Source organism: Streptomyces sp. NPDC096132 (assembly GCF_044763345.1).
In the GTDB taxonomy this organism is placed as follows: Bacteria; Actinomycetota; Actinomycetes; order Streptomycetales; family Streptomycetaceae; genus Streptomyces.
On sequence record NZ_JBIWGA010000028.1, the window covers coordinates 13,172 to 30,456 of the forward strand.

At 67.7% G+C, this 17,285-nt stretch carries 16 protein-coding genes and 5 pseudogenes; 16 read left to right on the forward strand and 5 right to left on the reverse strand.

What is annotated here, in order from left to right; translation table 11 throughout:
- Positions 1-57 precede the first annotated feature (57 nt).
- Positions 58-702, reverse strand: a pseudogene (locus tag ACIRF9_RS42325) (DUF5655 domain-containing protein); the annotation flags it as partial.
- Between the two features lie 71 nt (positions 703-773).
- Between ACIRF9_RS42325 and ACIRF9_RS42330 the strand changes: the two are divergent.
- The 4 genes from ACIRF9_RS42330 to ACIRF9_RS42345 are packed head-to-tail and all read left to right on the forward strand — an operon-like array spanning position 774 to position 5,479.
- A complete protein-coding gene (locus tag ACIRF9_RS42330) occupies positions 774-1,985 on the forward strand; it encodes a tyrosine-type recombinase/integrase (RefSeq protein WP_403833928.1) in 1,212 nt (403 codons plus the stop codon).
- Positions 1,982-4,450 (forward strand): tyrosine-type recombinase/integrase, encoded by a 2,469-nt coding sequence (locus ACIRF9_RS42335; protein ID WP_403833930.1) that lies wholly within the window; start codon positions 1,982-1,984, stop codon positions 4,448-4,450. Before ACIRF9_RS42330 ends, ACIRF9_RS42335 begins: the two co-directional genes overlap by 4 nt.
- A 25-nt stretch (positions 4,451-4,475) precedes the next feature.
- Positions 4,476-4,937, forward strand: a complete 462-nt coding sequence (locus ACIRF9_RS42340) for a hypothetical protein (RefSeq protein ID WP_403833933.1) — start codon at positions 4,476-4,478, stop codon at positions 4,935-4,937.
- Between the two features lie 47 nt (positions 4,938-4,984).
- Positions 4,985-5,479, forward strand: a complete 495-nt coding sequence (locus tag ACIRF9_RS42345) for a hypothetical protein (protein ID WP_403833935.1) — start codon at positions 4,985-4,987, stop codon at positions 5,477-5,479.
- 69 nt (positions 5,480-5,548) lie between these two features.
- On the opposite strand, the pseudogene ACIRF9_RS42350 reads toward ACIRF9_RS42345, so the two are convergent.
- Positions 5,549-5,805 (reverse strand): annotated as a pseudogene (locus ACIRF9_RS42350) (endonuclease NucS domain-containing protein); the annotation flags it as partial.
- Between ACIRF9_RS42350 and ACIRF9_RS42355 the strand changes: the two are divergent.
- The 3 genes from ACIRF9_RS42355 to ACIRF9_RS42365 all read left to right on the forward strand — a co-directional run bounded on the left by ACIRF9_RS42355 (position 5,701) and on the right by ACIRF9_RS42365 (position 7,278).
- Entirely contained in the window at positions 5,701-6,069 is a 369-nt protein-coding gene (locus ACIRF9_RS42355) for a hypothetical protein (protein WP_403834150.1), read from the forward strand. The pseudogene ACIRF9_RS42350 and the gene ACIRF9_RS42355 sit on opposite strands and share 105 nt — an antisense overlap.
- A 186-nt stretch (positions 6,070-6,255) precedes the next feature.
- The gene (locus tag ACIRF9_RS42360; protein ID WP_403833938.1) at positions 6,256-7,068 is read left to right on the forward strand and encodes a hypothetical protein; all 813 of its coding nucleotides are present in this window, start codon (positions 6,256-6,258) and stop codon (positions 7,066-7,068) included.
- Between the two features lie 3 nt (positions 7,069-7,071).
- Entirely contained in the window at positions 7,072-7,278 is a 207-nt protein-coding gene (locus ACIRF9_RS42365) for a hypothetical protein (protein ID WP_403833941.1), read from the forward strand.
- 99 nt (positions 7,279-7,377) lie between these two features.
- Here ACIRF9_RS42365 and ACIRF9_RS42370 read toward each other — a convergent pair.
- Positions 7,378-7,623: pseudogene (locus ACIRF9_RS42370) on the reverse strand (IS5/IS1182 family transposase); the annotation flags it as partial.
- 45 nt (positions 7,624-7,668) lie between these two features.
- On the opposite strand from ACIRF9_RS42370, the pseudogene ACIRF9_RS42375 reads away from it, so the two are divergent.
- The 5 genes and pseudogenes from ACIRF9_RS42375 to ACIRF9_RS42395 all read left to right on the forward strand — a co-directional run.
- Positions 7,669-7,992 (forward strand): annotated as a pseudogene (locus ACIRF9_RS42375) (transposase); the annotation flags it as partial.
- A gap of 202 nt (positions 7,993-8,194) precedes the next feature.
- On the forward strand, positions 8,195-9,247 hold the full coding sequence (locus ACIRF9_RS42380; protein ID WP_403833943.1) for a tyrosine-type recombinase/integrase: 1,053 nt from the start codon (positions 8,195-8,197) through the stop codon (positions 9,245-9,247).
- Positions 9,244-9,576 carry a helix-turn-helix domain-containing protein gene (locus tag ACIRF9_RS42385; RefSeq protein WP_403833945.1) on the forward strand — a complete coding sequence of 111 codons (333 nt, stop codon included), beginning with the start codon at positions 9,244-9,246 and terminating at the stop codon, positions 9,574-9,576. Before ACIRF9_RS42380 ends, ACIRF9_RS42385 begins: the two co-directional genes overlap by 4 nt.
- A gap of 287 nt (positions 9,577-9,863) precedes the next feature.
- Positions 9,864-10,898: a hypothetical protein gene (locus tag ACIRF9_RS42390; protein WP_403833947.1), complete on the forward strand. Its 1,035-nt coding sequence runs from the start codon at positions 9,864-9,866 to the stop codon at positions 10,896-10,898.
- Positions 10,899-10,939: 41 nt separating this feature from the next.
- Positions 10,940-11,149: pseudogene (locus ACIRF9_RS42395) on the forward strand (transposase); the annotation flags it as partial.
- Between the two features lie 42 nt (positions 11,150-11,191).
- On the opposite strand, the gene ACIRF9_RS42400 reads toward ACIRF9_RS42395, so the two are convergent.
- Both ACIRF9_RS42400 and ACIRF9_RS42405 read right to left on the reverse strand, forming a co-directional pair.
- Positions 11,192-11,314 (reverse strand): hypothetical protein, encoded by a 123-nt coding sequence (locus ACIRF9_RS42400; RefSeq protein WP_403833949.1) that lies wholly within the window; start codon positions 11,312-11,314, stop codon positions 11,192-11,194.
- Positions 11,315-11,876: 562 nt separating this feature from the next.
- Positions 11,877-12,953, reverse strand: coding sequence for an enolase C-terminal domain-like protein (locus ACIRF9_RS42405; protein ID WP_403833951.1), 1,077 nt, complete (start codon positions 12,951-12,953; stop codon positions 11,877-11,879).
- Positions 12,954-13,165: 212 nt separating this feature from the next.
- Between ACIRF9_RS42405 and ACIRF9_RS42410 the strand changes: the two genes are divergently transcribed.
- From ACIRF9_RS42410 to ACIRF9_RS42425, 4 genes are all read left to right on the forward strand, one after another.
- Positions 13,166-14,488 (forward strand): ABC transporter substrate-binding protein, encoded by a 1,323-nt coding sequence (locus ACIRF9_RS42410; RefSeq protein WP_403833953.1) that lies wholly within the window; start codon positions 13,166-13,168, stop codon positions 14,486-14,488.
- 4 nt (positions 14,489-14,492) lie between these two features.
- On the forward strand, positions 14,493-15,413 hold the full coding sequence (locus tag ACIRF9_RS42415) for a carbohydrate ABC transporter permease (protein WP_403833955.1): 921 nt from the start codon (positions 14,493-14,495) through the stop codon (positions 15,411-15,413).
- A 15-nt stretch (positions 15,414-15,428) separates the two neighbouring features.
- Positions 15,429-16,361, forward strand: coding sequence for a carbohydrate ABC transporter permease (locus ACIRF9_RS42420; protein ID WP_403834138.1), 933 nt, complete (start codon positions 15,429-15,431; stop codon positions 16,359-16,361).
- Positions 16,362-16,475: 114 nt separating this feature from the next.
- Complete coding sequence (locus ACIRF9_RS42425; RefSeq protein ID WP_403833957.1) at positions 16,476-17,162, forward strand: GntR family transcriptional regulator; 687 nt, start codon at positions 16,476-16,478, stop codon at positions 17,160-17,162.
- The last annotated feature ends 123 nt before the right edge of the window (positions 17,163-17,285 follow it).

Sequence of the window (17,285 nt, forward strand, 5' to 3'; positions counted from 1 at the left end):
CAACATCCACAACGGTCCAGTCCGCACCCGCTCTCACGTCACGGACGCAACGAACGGTTACGCCGCCGCATAACTGGCGCGGAACAGGTCCACAGCCCGCTCTACGTCCCGCTCGGACCGCAACTGCACCTCCAGGTCGCCCGTGCCGTGGTGGCCCAGTCCTGTCACATCCCGGGTAAAGCCCGGCACGAGGTCGACCTCGTTCGGATCAGACTTGAGGTAGACAAGAAGCTTGGTCTTCTGGGGCGGGCAGACGCAGGCGAAGTTCCGCAAGCGCTGATACGCCCGATACTGCTTGCGCTGCACCCGACTGATGCCGTCCCCGAGGCCGAGCAGCATGTCATCGACCGCCTCCGCCAGCTCCGCCAATGCTCCGGCCTGCCCACGGACCGGCGGCAGCCCTGCCGCGCCCCGTCGCGCCCGCTTCTCAGTCGGCGCCCTCCCGGTGACAGAAGCTACGGTCTCAAGTCCAAGGAGTTCCTGGCCGAAGAACCGGTAGCGGACCAGGTCGATGCTGCGTCGGTGTTCGCGTACCGCGTGGAAGTCGTAGCGGGTGAAGTCGCCGGCGACGCAGATCAGCCGGGGTGCGCTCCACAGGACCTGGGCCGCGGCCGAGGCCCCGAGCCGGTCGCGGACCATGTTCCGGAAGACGTCCTTGTGGGCCATCAGCCATGCCATGTAATAGAGACCCTGGTTAATGACCTGTTGACTGAACTACTGGCGGAGTTTTCGCAGGTCAGTGACCTTGTGGCGGAGGCGTCGTTGAGTCGGCCATGGAAGTATCGCGAGACCTGCCGGCTCTGTCCGTCCCGCTGGTCGGGCAACTGTTGGCTATGGAGGATCCGTGGGAGCCCTACCGGCTCGTCGACCCGGCAGGCGAGCCGGTCGAGGGAGCTGGTGCCTTACTGCGTGATCTGCAGGGAGCCGGTCGTTCGGCGGCGACCGCCCGTTCCTACGGGATGGATCTGCTGCGCTGGCTGCGTTTCCTGTGGGCTGTCGAGGTGCCGTGGGATCGAGCGAGCCGGGTCGAGGCAAGGGACTTCTCCCGCTGGCTGCAAGTCGCCGGGCAGCCGCGGCGTCCTCACTGGCGGCGCCCGGACCAGGCGGGACGGTGGGCCGCAGGTGGCAAGCCGTACGCGGCGTCGGTGCGAGCGCACAGCGAGACGGTGCTGCGGAGTTTCTACGACTTCCACCGTGACATCGGCACCGGGCCGGTCCTCAACCCGTTCCCGCTGGACCGATCACGTCGCGGCCGGCGGGTCCACGCCCACCGCAACCCGATGGACCCGGCCCGTAACGAACGCACCGGGCTCTACCGACCGAGAGTGCCCAAACGGGTGCCCCGCAGTGTCCCTGACGAGGAGTTCAACGAGATCTTCGCTCGGCTCCCGTCGCATCGCGACCGGGCCCTGGTCGCCTTCTACATCTCCACGGGCGCCCGGGCCAGCGAACTGCTCAGCACTTGGCAGGCTGGCGCCGACCCGGGCCGCCAGCTGATCTCGGTTGTCCGCAAGGGCACCGGCGAGGTTCAGGAGCTTCCCGCCTCGACCGACGCGTTCGTCTGGCTGCGGCTCTACCAGGTGGAGATGGACGATGCGATCCCGCGCGGGCGGCGCTTGCCGCTGTGGTGGACCCTGCGATCCCCGTCGAGGCCGCTGACCTACCACGCGGTGCATCGCATGTTCGAGCGGGCGAACGCCAAGGCGGGGACGTCCGCGACTCTGCACGCGCTGCGGCACACCGCTGCCTACCGGATGGCCGAGGACCCGAGTCTTCCCCTCACCGATGTCCAATTCGTCCTCGGCCACGCGCAGTTGACCACGACACAGCTCTACCTCACGCCTCGCAAGGAGGTGGTGATCCGGCGCCTGCTGGCCCACCACGCAGAGCAGACACGGCAGGCAGCCGCCCGCATGGCTCCCCCTCCAGCCGCCGACTACCGGCCGGAAAGTCGCGATGTGCTGTTCGGAACCGGTGCCCGGTGACCGTCACCTCGTCGGCCAGTGTCGGCATCCGCACACCGGCCGCTGGCCTGGAGCCTCATCTCACTCGTGCGATGGCCGCCCGGCAGCGCTTCCCGGCCCGCGGTGTTCCCAACAACTGGCCGGGCACCGAGCGCTCGCGCGCCGAGGCGGCCCGATTGCTGTCCCGTCCGCCCTACACGCTGGAGAACGCCGGCAGCGAACTGCACCATAAACACGGCATCGTCATGGTGCTGGACTGGCTGGAAGATCAGCCCGGGCAGACCTGGCAGGAACGGTGGAAGGCCAGCGGCATCGAGCAGGCCGGCGCCGCTTGGCGGCCGGTGATCAAGCAATGGCTTCACGAGCGCGGTCTCAAGGCAGCCTGGCGCATGCCGGTGGTGGGCCGGGCCCTGACGACAGTGATCAGCGCTGAGCTGTTGCGGCCTTCGGTGGACTGGCTGGCCGCCGGGGCCAGCCGCCAAGGAGTGTTGGTCCGCTCCATGGCACACAGCCGAGACGCAGACGGATTTGAGCGCTTGCGCGAGCTTGGCGTTCAAGACCAGGGCGTGCGGCCGGGCGCCGTCACCGCGACGCTCTGCCGCAGCGCCCTCATCCTCGCAGCGAAGGGCGGCACGATCGCCGACATCACCGTCGGCGACGTCCTGGAGCTTCTTGAGACGCAAGCCGTGGTGCTCAAGCGGTCGATGGCGGGGACCGAAGTGTTCTACCGCCTGCTGCACCAGTTCGGAGCCCTCGGAGAGGATGCCCCACAGAATCTGCGCGAGGTCCGTTACCTGGGACAACGGACCCCGGAGGAGCTGATCGACCGATACGGCCTGCGCTGCCGTGCTGTCCGTGACCTGCTGGTGGACTATCTCCGTGAACGTCAGCCCGCGCTGGACTACAACAGCTTGAAGTCACTCTCCTACCACCTGGGCAAACGCTTCTGGCAGGACATCGAGCACTACCACCCCGAGGCCGACAGCCTCCGCCTCGCCCCGGACGTCATCGGGCAGTGGAAGCAGAGGATCCGCACCAAGGACAAGACCGTCACCACCCCCGACGGCCGGCGCACAAGCACCAAGGTCGAGAGGCTCAACCACCGGGACACGCTCACACAGGTGCGGGCCTTCTACCTCGATATCGCCCAGTGGGCCCTGGAAGACCCCGGCCGCTGGGGCCCGTGGGTGGCACCGAGCCCGGTGAGGGCTGATGAGTTGGAGAACCGCAAAGTACAACGACGCCGCAAAGCCAGGATGGACGCCCGCACCCGCGAGCGCCTGCCGGTCCTGCCCGTCCTCGTCCGCTCGGTCGACCAGCGCCGCAGGGACGTCGCCGCGGTACTGGAAGCAGCCCGGCATGCCGGCCCCGGCGAGGTGTTCACCGCTGCCGGTCAGCAACTCGTACGTGCCGTGGTTCCGCATGGAACAGCCAGCCGAATCTGGGCCGAGGACCCGCACACCGGAAAGCGCCGCGATCTGGGACTCGAGGACGAGCGCGCCTTCTGGACCTGGGCCGTAGTCGAGGTCTTGCGGGCCACTGGCATCCGCATCGAGGAACTCCTGGAACTCAGCCACCACAGTCTGGTCCAATACCGGCTGCCCACCTCCGGTGAACTCGTCCCCCTTCTGCAGATCGTTCCGTCCAAGACGGACACTGAGCGGCTCCTACTGGTCAGCCCCGAGCTCGCGGACGTCCTCAGCGCGATCATCTGCCGAGTCCGCAGTACCACTGGCGCCGTTCCCCTGGTCCGCTCCTACGACCGCGGCGAATGTGAGTGGCAGGAGCCGGCCCCGCTGCTGTTCCAGCGGCGCATCTGCGGCGAGGACCGCGCGTTCACCGATGAAACCGTCCGCACCATGCTGGATCAGGCCCTCATCGACACCGGTCTGACCGACGCTACTGGTGCCCCGCTCCGCTACACACCACACGACTTCCGACGGCTGTTCATCACCGACGCCATCCTCAACGGACTGCCGCCGCACATCGCCCAGGTGATCGCAGGCCACCAGGACATCAACGTGACTCTCGGTTACAAAGCCGTCTACCCCGAGGAGGCGATCCAGGCGCACATGGCCTTCCTGGCCCGCCGCCGGTCCCTCCGCCCAAGCGAGGAATACCGCGTCCCCACCGACGAGGAATGGCAGGAATTCCTCGGCCACTTCGAGCGGCGCAAGGTCTCCATCGGTGCATGCGGCCGCGCTTTCGGCACCCCCTGCATCCACGAACACGCCTGCGTCCGCTGCCCGATGCTCTGGCCCGACCCCGCTCAGCGTGACCGGCTCGTTGAGATCCGAGACAACCTCCTGGCCCGCGTCGCCGAGGCCGAACGCGAAGGATGGCTCGGCGAGGTCGAGGGGCTTCAGGTCAGCCTGGCCGGCGCCGAAGACAAGCTTGCTCAAATGGACCGACGAGCTTCCGGCGGCACGACGATCAACCTCGGCATGCCAGGCATAGCCGCAGCTCAACCTATCCCGGAGGAGTGAACAGCTTCGCTGAGACAATCCCTGGATGACCAGCAATGAGATCCAGTTCGACTGCCAGCATCGGGGCGACGGCGGCCCGCTCGTGATCGTCCCACGCATCGACGGAGCACCACTCACCGAGCTGATCGACGGGTTCGAGATCGCGGCCGGGATGCAGCCCGCAGGTGACGCCTACGGCGGTCTGATCCCGAAGTTCTTCCGGTTCGGCCCGATGCAGGACCACTTCCTCGGACGGTCCACCAACGCCATGGGGCCGAAGACACCCGTTCTCGGTTGTGAATGCGGCGAATGGGGATGCTGGCCGCTCATGGCCCGCATCACCGCGACAACCGACCTCGTGACCTGGGACGCCTTCGAGCAACCGCACCGCAAGACCCGCGACTACGTGGCATTCGGCCCGTTCCAGTTCGACCGTCACCAATACGATGACGCCTTGCGGGCCCTGAGCGCGGTGATCGGCTCCGACGTCGACGACATACGCGCATGAGCGCTACCAGGCGCGGCCTGCTGCGCTAAAGGATGGGGAAGCGGTTCATGGAAAGGTTCGAGACGGAGAGTCTGGCGCTCATGCCCGGACAGAAGGTTCAGGCCACGGTCCTCAGCCATCACCCATGGGGTGTGGTCGTTGAGATCGTCGGTTATGAGAACGCCGGTCTGTCGGCCTCTATCGACATGATCCAGCAGTTCTCCCGGACTACGAGCAGCCATAACGAACTACTCGCGCTCTTTCCACCCATCGGTTCGCAGATCGATGCAGTGATCGAGCAAATCCACCGCTGGCATCCGCCGGTATCAGTGCGGCTCAGCATCCGACCTGCCGACCTGGAGTCGCTGGCCTGGAGCTGCGACTTCTGTGGTGAACGGATCACGTTGAGCCCAGGTGGAGACGCCCTCGTCCTGGACTCGCGGAGCAACGACGGTCCAGGAAGCCACACCCTCATCTCCCACCGGCGCTGCCTGGCCGAGCGAATCCGCCCAGAGAACACCGGAGAGCGGGCGCGGGCATTGAAGATCGGGAAGATGCACTGAGGGTCGTCAGGCCCGTGCCTACCGGCATGGCTGAGCTCGACAGCTCATTCGGCGGGAACCAACCGATAGTTCAGAGAACACCCCCGCGTCAGTGCCTCGCTTGTACTCCACGATCACCGGCGCACCGTTCTCGTCAAGCCCCAGCGAGTCGATCCGTCCGCCGCTGGCACAGTCGATGATGTACTCACGCGCAGGAACCGCACCCCTAGCATCGTCTCCATGTGCGCCCCGACGAGGTCCTGCACATCCGCCTCGGCCTCAGCAAGATGCGACACGACCTCTGTCACGCCGCTGTTCGTCGTTCGGAACAGCTTCAGACCCGACACCTTCCCCTCCTCGACTCGAAGATCGAGAACGTCATGGAGAGACAGGTTTGTTTCCGCGAGGACCTACGAGCGAGTGAAGATGCTGTGAGCAGCTACGTCCGGGCCACCGACGGGCAGAGAGCTTCCCGACAACCCCAGGGGTCGCCAAATCCCACGTGGACGGAGCTGTTCGATAGCCAACGCGACCTGGACGACAACGGCTACATCAAGGTCGCCTCGCCCTCCACCCGCACGAAAATCCCGGCGTTTGCGCGAGACCAGTGACGTCGTCAACCTCTCCCCGCGCCCTCGACCCCGAAGTGGCTCCGGCCGTCGTGCCGACTTGACGCACCCGGAGTGCCGGGACAGCTTCTTCCGAACGGGACCTGCCTCCTGCGTTCCCGACTCGTTAATGCGGCGACCTACCTAAATGCCGCGCACGACCGCAACCTTCACTCCTACGCTCAGGCCGTGACAACCACGACCGGTGAAGATCAATACCTCAGGCGGATCCTGGCGCTGCTGGACGGCGCCCGGCCCTATGAGGACCTCATCCGGTCCGACTCCAAAGGGTGGCAGGTGCAGCCGGGCAGCGCCCTCGCAGGCGACGACGCCAAGACGAACCCCTACCAGGTATCGCACAACGCCTGGAACGCCCTCAGCGTCGCCGTCGACCATCTGCACTGTTATCGCTCGACCCTGGTGGGGGAGCAGAAGGGCAGTGAGGTCCCCATCACGCTGTACACACACGGGCAGTACTCCCTGTTGAGGGGGGCATTCGAGAACAGCGCCCGGGCGGTATGGACGCTCGCACCGCCCAAGCGCCTCGTACGTGTGCAGCGTCGGCTCTCCCTGCAGGCCAGCGAGTACCGGCACTCGGACCATCTACTCGAAGTCCTGCAGCAGCAGCCGCGGCGCAGCACGGATGAGCGGATGGGGCAGCTGACGGCCCTAATTGTGGCCGCGGGCACGCCCCAGGAAGAGGCGAAGAAGGCACTGAGGTCGCCGAGCTACAAGGACATCGTGCGCGAGGCGGGAGCCTTGACCTCGATGGGGGCCGATCAGGCCGAGGTCATCTGGAGTGGTTGCAGCTCGCTCGCGCACGGCGACACCTACGGGACCCTCAGCTTCCTCGATCGCAACATCGTGGCGACCGAGGGACGCGTCAACCTGACGCAGCTGACCAGCTCGCCGGTGCTTCTCCACCGGGCCACCGACCGCGCCGTCGCGATGTTGCAGCGCGGCTTCACCCTCTTCAAAGAGCGGGCTACCTGCCACCGCTAAATCATGCCGCGTCCAGGATCTTCCCTGGAACACGCCCAGCCTCTGCCCTGCACCAGCACTCCGGCCGGCTTCCGCGTCATCGGCACCCGGGACAGCACATCGGCAGTCCACGACGGCTGGTGGCACGGCGTCACCGAGCGCCGCAACGCGCATCGTCTGATCCTGCGTGCGCCCGACACAGCGCCGCACCGCCGCCGCGCGGCACCCTAGTCCTCCCCGGCACATGGGATGCACCACGGTGCGGCAGCCCCTGTGAGAGGGTGTTTCGTTCCGCTGTTTAGTCTCTATATGCCCTGATTCGTTGGGGATCTAGGTGCCGCGCCAGCTCGGGGTGGATTCGGCTGTGAGGCGGCGGGTCATGAGGTTGATCATTGCGAGGTGGACCATGACTTCGGAGCGATGCGGCTTGGCCTCGTAGTCGCGGGCCAGGCGGCCGTGGTCCATCAGCCAGCCCGGCGTTCTCTCGGCGGCCCACCTGCGGGGTAGGGCGGTGAAACCCCTGCTGGTGGGGTCGCGGCGGACGATGTACATGTCGATGCCGAGGGTCGCGGCGTACAAACGCCGCGGCCGCGGACTGGATATCGGCCGCCCGCCGGACCACGGGATGCCGAACCGTCGGCCTGTGTGATCGACGCCCAGAGCGTCAAGACCTCCACCAGCGTCCCCGCCGCCGGCCAGGGCATCGACGCAGGCAAAAAGATCGTGGGCAGGAAGCGGAGCATCGTCACCGACACCATCGGCCTCCCGCTTGCCGTGCTGGTCACCGCTGCGAGCGTGCAGAACTCCGTCGCTGGCACCCAACTCCTCGACCATGTCGCCGCCGAGCATCCCCGCGTCCGCAAGGTGTGGTTCGACGGCGGATACCGCCAGCACCTCGTCGAACACGCGGCCACTCTCAGCATCGACATGCAAATCACTCAACGCACGCTATGCAATAAGCCTGTTGTTCCCCACCACGGCGTCGGTCTGGTGAGCGGTCTTCTGTCTGCTGGCCAGGCCCTTCCTCACTCGATCGAGTGGCTGGCCACCCAATGAAGGCCCTTCAGGATTCCTGAACCTGTTTCATCCTCAGGTGTCGCCATTCGGCGATGCTGAAGTGGGGAGGTGCGGGTTGAATCTGGCTGTCGTGCAAGATCTCCGTCAGGCCCGCGCCATACCGGGCCCGGATGAGCTGGATGCCTTCGAGACAGATGTTCTCGCCGGGTTCGTGCTGGCCCGTGCGTCCGCCGGTCTGACCGACGGAACCATCCAGGGCGACGTGGGCCACTTGGAGAAGGTGCGGGACTGGTTCGGCCGGCCGCTGTGGGAGATGGAGCCACCCGACGCTGACGCCTACTTCGGCAAGGTCATCCGCAACGCGACACCTTCGCTCCGGGCGGGCCGTGCCGGAGCGATCAGTGTCTTCTTCGACTTCCTCGAATTGCGGCACCGGGCGGAGCTCCACCAGCTGACGGGGCGCCTCGTGAACTGCCCGCTGGACGAGATGAACCGTCCCCGCGCGACCGTCACACCCCAACTGCGGATCCCGCCCAGCGCCGCGGAGATCGAGCACCTCTTCTCCGGGTGGCGCGATGACCTCACGATCTGCCGCAAGTTCGCCCCCGCCGCCAGGAACTATGCCGTTGCCCGTCTGTCCGCCGATGTCGGCCTGCGGATCAACGAAGCCCGGAAACTCGACCTGGACGACGTCCGCTGGGACCTGGGCCGGTTCGGCAAGCTCAACGTGCGCTTCGGTAAAGGATCGCGCCGCTCCGGCCCCCGACAACGAATGGTTCCACTGATCAACGGCGCGGACCAGAGCCTGCGCTGGTTCGTCGAAGACGTCTGGGGCCACTTCGGCAACGACCACACACTTCCCGGGGCACCCCTCTTCCCCTCCGAGCGCCGCTCCATCTCCGGCCGCGCCGGCAACGAGGTCTTCCGCACCGCGCTCGCTGAAGCCACCACCCGACACCTGCCAGCGTGGGCCGGGAAGCTCACCCCGCACGTCCTGCGGCACTTCTGTGCCTCCCAGCTCTACCTGTCCGGGATGGACCTGCTGGCCGTCCAGGAACTGCTGGGACATACCTGGATCGCCACCACCATGCGCTACATCCACGTACACCGCACGCACGTCGAAGACGCCTGGACGGCCGCCAACGAGCGCGCCGAGGAGCGTTGGAAGGGACTGGCCCGATGAAGTGGAACCTGCGACTGGCCGCAGCCCACCGGGAGATCTGGAAGGCTAGCGAGCTGCAACGTCTGCTGGCGGAGCATGGTCTTGTCATCAGCGCGGGGAAGATGTCCGGCCTGTGGTCGAGTACGCCGGCCAGCATCAAGCTGTCCGATCTCGAAGTGATCTGTGTGGCTCTGGGCTGCGAGATCACCGAGCTGATGACACCCGAGCCGGAGAACGTAACCCGTGCCACGCGGGACGAAACTCCCGCCGCCAGGGCAGCTGGACAAGCTGGGCCCACCCCGACGGTCGTTCCCCGCTCGCGCGGCGGCCGATCGCTGCCTCCGCGGTGAGCTGCCTGGGCTGCTCGGGACCGCTCCCGCCTGCCGCACCGGCGGGCCGCCCGCGCTCCTACTGCTCGGCCGCCTGCAAGGCCCGGGTGAACCGCGCTCGCCAGAAGGCGGCGGGCCGGCCGGCTGCGACGTCGAGAATGCCGAGCCTCACGGGCAAGGGTGTGTTGCGAAGTGCACGACAGTACGCCCTCAAACTCGGCGCGGAACACGGCTGGACGGTCCACCTCCATCACGGGGTGCACCGGGCTCTGGGCCTTCTCCTGAAGGACCTGCCCGAAGGTCAGCGTGTGAGCCACTCCCACCTGCGGGAGCAGCTGGCCGGCACCCACCTGCCGATGCGCCGCACTGCTGAGATCCTCGCCGCCTTGGACCTCCTGGTCGAGGACCGGCAGGACACCATCCGGCTCTGGGCAGACCGCCGCGCCGACGAGCTGCCTGACGGCTTTCGCGCAGACGTGCACGGCTGGCTGCTCTGGCTGTTGGACGGCGACGCCCGCACACAGCCCAGGGCCCTGGGCACTCTGCACTCCTACTTCAGTTCCGTCCGCCCGATCGTGGAGCGGTGGGCCACGAGCCGGTCCCACCTGCGGGAGGTCACCCGCGAGGATGTCATCAGCTCGGTCGACGGGCTTCGCGGCAGCCAGTACACCGGGGCCGTCACGGCCCTGCGGTCGCTCTTCCGCTACGCCAAGAAGTACGGGCGCGTCTTTGCCAACCCCATGCGAAGCATCCGAGTCGGACGCCGCCCACCGGGCCCAGTGCTACCGATGTCCGACGCCGAGATCAGCCACGTCCAGCAGACCGCTCAGGCCGCCGCCCCGCGGCTGGCCGTCACCCTGGCTGCCGTTCACGCCGCCGGAGGCGAAGCAATCCGGTCCCTGCTACTGGAAGACCTGGACTTCTCCCAGGGCCGCATCACCCTCGACGGCAGCGTCCAGTCGATGGCCGACCTCACCCGAACCGCTCTCCGGACCTGGCTCGACGAGCGGCGATCCCGCTGGCCACACACCCTGAACCGGCACGTCCTGCTCTCACGAGTGAGCGCGAACGGCACGGGCCCGGTCAGCCCGTACTTCCTCAAACGCCAGCTCACCCTGCACGGTGTCAGCCTCGACCGGGTCCGAGCTGACCGTGTCCTCGGCGAGGCTCTCGCCACCGGAGCCGACCCCATCCATCTGACCACGCTGTTCGACCTCTCCGAGACCACGGCCGTGAAGTACGCGATCCTCGCTCGGCAACTCCTCGTCGAACCACCCGGTCAGGAGCCGAACCCAAAGCCACAACCCGGCACAACGGCAGGTAACAGCCCGAGTTCCCGCTGAGAACCGTTCAGAAATCCTGAACTCCAGGCAGAGCCGGGACCAGGGGATTCACCCCCATTCCGAAACGCTGGACGGTCGAGAGGACCTACGGCTGACTCATGCTCCACCGCCGCCTGGCCCGCGACTACGAAACCCTCGCCGCCCACTCGGAAGCCATGATCCATATCGCCATGACCGACCTCATGACCCGCCGCCTCACCAGCGAAAACACCATTTCCTGGCGCGACTCGACACCGCAGGGAAAACGGTAGATTCCGGGATGAAACAACAGGAGAAAACGACCTCTAAACGACTCACGGCGCGCAGCCGCGAATAAGCCCGACCGTGTCTTCGAGACACCGCTCGATCTGGTCTGCGGGACCCGTGCCACCCATGGCCAGGATGCCGAAGCCGAGCACCGCGGCGGTGGTCGGCAAGCTGATGTGCTCGACCGGGCCCGCACGGACCTCGCCCCGGCGCTGGCCGTGCTTGAGCAGTTCCGCCGTCAGGATCTCCAGACGCTGCCTGACCTCGATCAGCTGCTCGGAGGTGGTGGGGGAAGTCGAGGAGTACTGGTCCCTCTGGCGTGCGCGCGACGTTGCCGACCCACGCGTCGCCGTGTACCACGCACTCGGGAAGGCCGGCGGGCCGCCGCTCCCACCGCTTGAGGAGTTCCGCCTCGCCGATCATGTAGCCAGGCGCGATCATCCTCCGGGAGCGACATGGCCGCCTTGATCCGCTCGGCACCCTGCCTTCGACTGAGGCGGCCGCCGCGGCTGCCGCCTCTCTTCGCGGAGCCCCTGCGGTCGGCAGGTACCGCCCCCTTGTAGACCGGCCGCAGGTCGACCAGGACCGCCTCGGCCCATCCCGGGCCCGGCGGACCTTCCCCCGGTCACCGTGTTCCCCTGGCCGTTGTGTGGACCGGACCTGGCCTACTCCGAGCCGCCCGCCCAACGGCACCCGCGATCCCCAGCCCCTCGCACGGTGCCCGATCCGGCGCTACTGGCCACGCGCGGGCAGGCCGCACGTCTGCAACACCTTCTCGTCGTAGCCGATGCCGGCGACCTGGGGCGGGCGGACCATGCCGTCGGGGCCGACCGCGGGTTCCCGCTGGACGGGGTCCGTGGCGATCAGCGACTCGTAGTACGTGTTGTTCGGGATTGCCACACCGATATGGGCACTGATCGGGCCCGGGCTGTGGACCTCGGCCCGCAGATGGAAGGCCTCGGCGAGGTGGGCTGTACGCAGGGCGCCCGTGATGCCGCCGCGCAGGTGCCAGCTGGTGCGGACCATGGTGGCGCAGCCCGAGGCGATGAAGTCCGCGGTGTTCATGTGCGCACCGTCCGAGCACTCGCCGACCAGCAACGGGGTGCGCACCCGCTCACCGAGCCACTTGTGCGCGGTGACGTTGAACTCACGCATCGGCTCCTCGTACCAGAGGTACCCGGCATCGTCGAGCGCGCGGCCGAGATAGACGGCGTCGGCGAGGTCGAAGCCGGCCGAGCCGTCGTACATCAGCGGGATGTCGTCGCCGACGTGCTCGCGCAGGGCCGTCACCAGCCGGGCGTCGCGCCGGGCGTCGCCCCAGGCGTGCAGTTTGATGGCCGGGTAGCCGAGGTCCAGGCACTGGTCGGCGACGTGCAGGTACTGCTCGATGCTGTCGAACGTGACGGTGGAGGCGTAGGCGGGGACGGCATGACGGAAGCCGCCCAGCAGCCTGTACAGGGGCAGTTGCGCGGCCTGGGCCGCGATGTCCCACAGGGCGATGTCGACGGCCCCGAGGACGTAGATCGGCATCTCCTCGACACGGTCGAGCTCCCACACCCGGTGCCAGAGGAACTCGCGCATCAGGGCATCGGCGCCGAGGAGTTCCTCGCGCAGCCGTCGCTCGACGATGTCGGCGAGGATCACGCCGCGGGCGGCCGGTGCGATCCCGCTGATGCCCTCGTCGGTGCCGATCACGAGGTAACCGGTGGTGTTGACGCGCTCCGAGCCGGGCAGTCCGTCTCGCCACTTGAACTGGGGTCCGATGTCCTTCGGGTCTGCGAGATGGACATCGACGCTGGTGATACGCACGGTACGGGTCCTTTCGGCGGGTGAGCGGCGGTTGCCCTCAGAACTCAATTTGAAATCTCAGATCTCAAATCTCTTGTCGGACGGTAGGTGTCGTGCTTCCCTTGCGTCAATCCCCCCAGACCCACCGCTCACCGGGCCGGACATCGCCCCACGAGCGGACGCACCCTCCCCCACCCGAGCCGACCGTCCCTTCCCTCCCTGCGAGGTCACCCGTGAGAAGAACCCCGCTCCGCGCCGCCGTGCTCGTCGCCGCGCTCGCCCTCTCCGCCGCCGCCTGCGGCGACGCCACGCCCCCGGATCAGTCCGCCCCCCAGGCGGCCGCGTTCAAGCCCGTCAAGCAGGAGCCCGGCAGCACCCTGACCGTCTGGGCCGACTCCACCCGCCAGCCGGCCGTGGAGGCCTTCCGCAAGGCGCACCCCGACGTGAAGATCGACCTCGTCACCTACAGCGGCCAGGACACCGACCTGCGCACCAAGATCCAGCTGTTCGACCGCTCCGGCAGCGGCTGGCCGGACGTCGTCTTCTCGACCTCGCTGACCACGGCCTCCTGGACGAGCACCGGCGCGCACCCCTACGCCGCCCCGCTCAACAAGGGCCTGCTGCCCGAGGCGACCATCTCCGGTTTTTCCAAGGGCGCACTCGACCCCTGTACCTCCAAGGGCACCGTCCACTGCCTGCGCAACGACGTGGCCCCGACCCTGCTCTGGTACGACAAGAAGCTGATGACCAAGTGGGGGTACCAGGTGCCCACGACCTGGGAGGACTACCAGAAGCTGGGCGAGAAGGTCGCCGAGGAGCACCCGGGCTACCTGGTCGGCTCCGTCGACGTCGCCCCGAACACCTACCTCTGGCCCAGCCGCTGCCCGGCCGAGGGGCTCACCGGTCCCAAGGAGATCCATGTCGATCTCTCGGACCCGAAGTGCACCCGCATGACCAAGATGCTCGACGAACTGTTGAAGTCCGGTTCCCTCACCGCGGAGAGCCCCTGGGACGCCTCGTTCGCCAAGACGAAGGCGGACAGGGTGCTGATGATGCCCGGCCCGACCTGGTACGGCCAGTACCTGTTCGCCGGCCCGCTGAAGGTCCCCGCCGACCGGATGGCCGCGGCGGCTCCGCTGAAGTGGTCCGACGACGACCGGACCTACACCGGCGACTACGGCGGCGGCGTCTGGCTCGTCTCCTCTCACAGCAAGAACCTCAAGGGCGCCGCCGACCTGGTGAAATGGCTGACCACCGACAACTCCGTCCAGGTGGTCAACCCGAGTCTTCCGGCGTACGAACAGGCTGCCAAGGCCTGGCTGGTGAACCCGAAGAACACCTCGTACTTCGCCGGTGACGTGACCCCGGCCTTCATGCAGGCCTCCGCCCAGATCTGGCCCGGCTGGACCGACACCACCGAGTTCAACGTGACCGAGCTGTACAAGTCGACCGTCCTGCCGAAGGTGACCCAGGGCGCCACGATCACCTCGCTGCTGCCCGATCTGCAGAAGGCGATCGACGACAAGGCCGCGTCGCTCGGATACAAGGTGAAGTGACACCATGCGACTGGCAACCGACCCCGCCCTCCGCACGCGCGGCGGGCGGGCGCCCGGCCCCCGCTCGCCGCTCTCCAGCCGGGCCGGCTACCTCTTCGTCAGCGGCTACACCGTCCTGCTGATCACCTTCGGGATCCTGCCGGCCGCGTACGCGATCTGGCTGGCGCTCTCGAACAGCCGTCACCAGCTCGTCGGTCTGGGCAACTTCACCCGCACCTTCGCCGACTACCGCTTCGCCGCCGCCCTGGGCAACGTGATGCTGTACGTCATCATCTGGCTGGTCTCGCTGACCGCCCTGGTCCTGGCCGCGGCCCTGATGCTGCACGGCCGGATGCCGCGCACCGGAAAGGTCCTGCGGTTCGTCTACTACATCCCCGGGGCTCTGGCGGGCGCGGCCAGTGTGGTGCTGTGGCTGATCATGCTGGACCCGGCCGTCAGCCCCGTCGGTTTCCTCCTGCGGGCGATGGGCCAGGACTCCCTGCCCACGGTCATCCTGCCGGAGCACCTGCCGGTCGTGTTCACCATCATCGCCTTCTGGACCGGCGCCGGGGGCTGGATCATCGTCATGTACGGGGCACTCAACAACATCCCGGCCGAGCTCCTGGAAGCCGCCCGCATGGACGGCGCCGGTGTGCTGCAGACCGTGCTGCGGATCCAGCTGCCGATGCTGCGGAAGTGGATCACCTACATGGTCATCCTCGCCTTCGCGGGCGGCACCCAGCTGTTCGTGGAGCCGCAGCTGGTCACCACGGCGAGCCAGCGGATGGTCTCCGACTCCTGGTCGCTGAACCAGCTCAGCCTCCAGTACGCCTTCCAGGCCAACGACTTCAACGGCGCCGCCGCCCTGTCGGTGGACCTGCTGCTCATCGGCGTGATCGCCGCGGCGGCCGTGGTCTTCCGCGGCGGCCTGTTCGAGAGGGACTGATGCCCTGTGTCCGTCATCGACTCCCCACCCGCCCGCACCACGGTCGCGGCCCCTGCCGCGACGCCCGCCGGCCGCCGCCGGATCACGGCACGCTCCGCCGCGGCACGCGGTCTGTGGTGGCTCTGCTCGGCGGGTTTCGTGCTGTTCTTCGCGGTGCCGATCGTGTGGCTGGTGCTGGCGCCCACCAAGTCCGACGCCCAGATCATCAGCGGCCACCCCTTTGCGCTGGGCTCGATGGCGGACCTGGCCCGCACCTGGCACAAGCTGTACGGCTACCAGGACGGTGCCGTCCTCACCTGGATCGGGAACTCCACCGTCTACTCGTTCGGCGCGCTCGCCCTGACCCTGGTGACCTCGGTCCCCGCGGGCTATGCCCTCGCGCTGACGCAGTTCGCCGGCCGCAAGCTGCTCCTGACCATCACGCTGATCGTGATGATCATGCCCGCGTCGGTCCTCGTGCTCCCCATCTACCTGGAGGTCGACGCTGTCCATCTGACCGGAACGATCTGGTCGGTCGTCATGCCGCTCTCGTTCTTCCCGTTCGGGGTCTACCTCACCTACATCTACTTCTCGTCGACCATCCCGGCGGACGTTCTCGCGGCGGCCCGCCTGGACGGCTGCGGCGAGTGGCAGGTGTTCACCCGGGTCGCGCTGCCGCTGGCCCGGCCGGTGATCGCGCTGGTCGGCTTCTTCAGTTTCGTCGGCAGCTGGAACAACTTCTTCCTGCCGTTCGTGATGTTGCCGTCCAGCTCGCAGTACCCTGCCCAGGTGGGCCTAAGCAACCTGCTGGCCTCCTCCCAAATCGTCTATCCGGCGGCCGCCAGCGGCATGGGGCGCCCCGAACTCGCTCTCGCCGCCCTCGTGACGATCCTCCCCGTGCTGCTGGTGTTCCTCTTCTCGCAGCGCTCTCTGGTCTCCGGGATGCTCGCGGGTGCATCGAAGGAGTGACCGCCCGAACCGGACAGACACCTTGGAAATCCCAAATCCGGAATCTATTGTGGTCGCGAACGGTCACCCCCCGCTCCGACGGTCCTCCGCGGAATCCAGAAGGACGAAAAGTCCATGACACAGCCGGTCAACCAGCGAGACACCGCGCAGATCGCACGCAGGCCGCGAGTGGCGGACGAGGTCCGTGACGCGCTGCGCCGACTCCTGCTGGAGCGTGAACTCCTGCCGGGCGACAGGCTGCTCGTCTCCGACCTCGCGCAGCGGTTCGGGGTCTCGCCGACACCGGTGCGCGAGGCGCTCTCCCTGCTTGAGGCCGAGGGTCTGGTGGCCAAGCGGCCGCGTCAGGGCTACGTCGTGGGCGACCTGCTGGACCACAGCACGCTGCAGAGCCTCTACGCTGTACGGCTCCGTCTGGAACCCTGGGCGGCCGGGCAGGCGGCCACGCACGCAACCGCCGAACAGCTCGACCGGCTCGACGCGATGTGCGGCGCACCTCCCTCACCCCCCGACGCGCTGTCCTACCACGAGTACGCCGGCGTGCAGGACCAGGACCTCACCTTCCACGGCCTGGTCGCCGACGCCTCCGGGAACGTAGTCCTCGGGGACGTGCTGGGCCGGCTCGCCCCCAAGCTGCGCCAGTTCCACGCCTACCACCAGGCCGGCGCCACCGAACTGGCCTGGCAGGAACACCGCGCCATCGCCGAGGCGATCGCACGGGGCGACGCCGACGCGGCTGAAGCCGCGATGACCGCCCACCTCCAGGCGGCGCTGGAACGGATCCGCTCCGCCACCGTCCGCTGACCATCAGCGCGCCTGCGGTGAGCCGTACGGCCGTCGGCCCGGAAGGCGAGCCCGGCCTCGCCTTCCCCTCCCACCCGGACCGAGTCCGCCCCCTCATCCCCATCCCGTCCCGAGGCAGTCTCC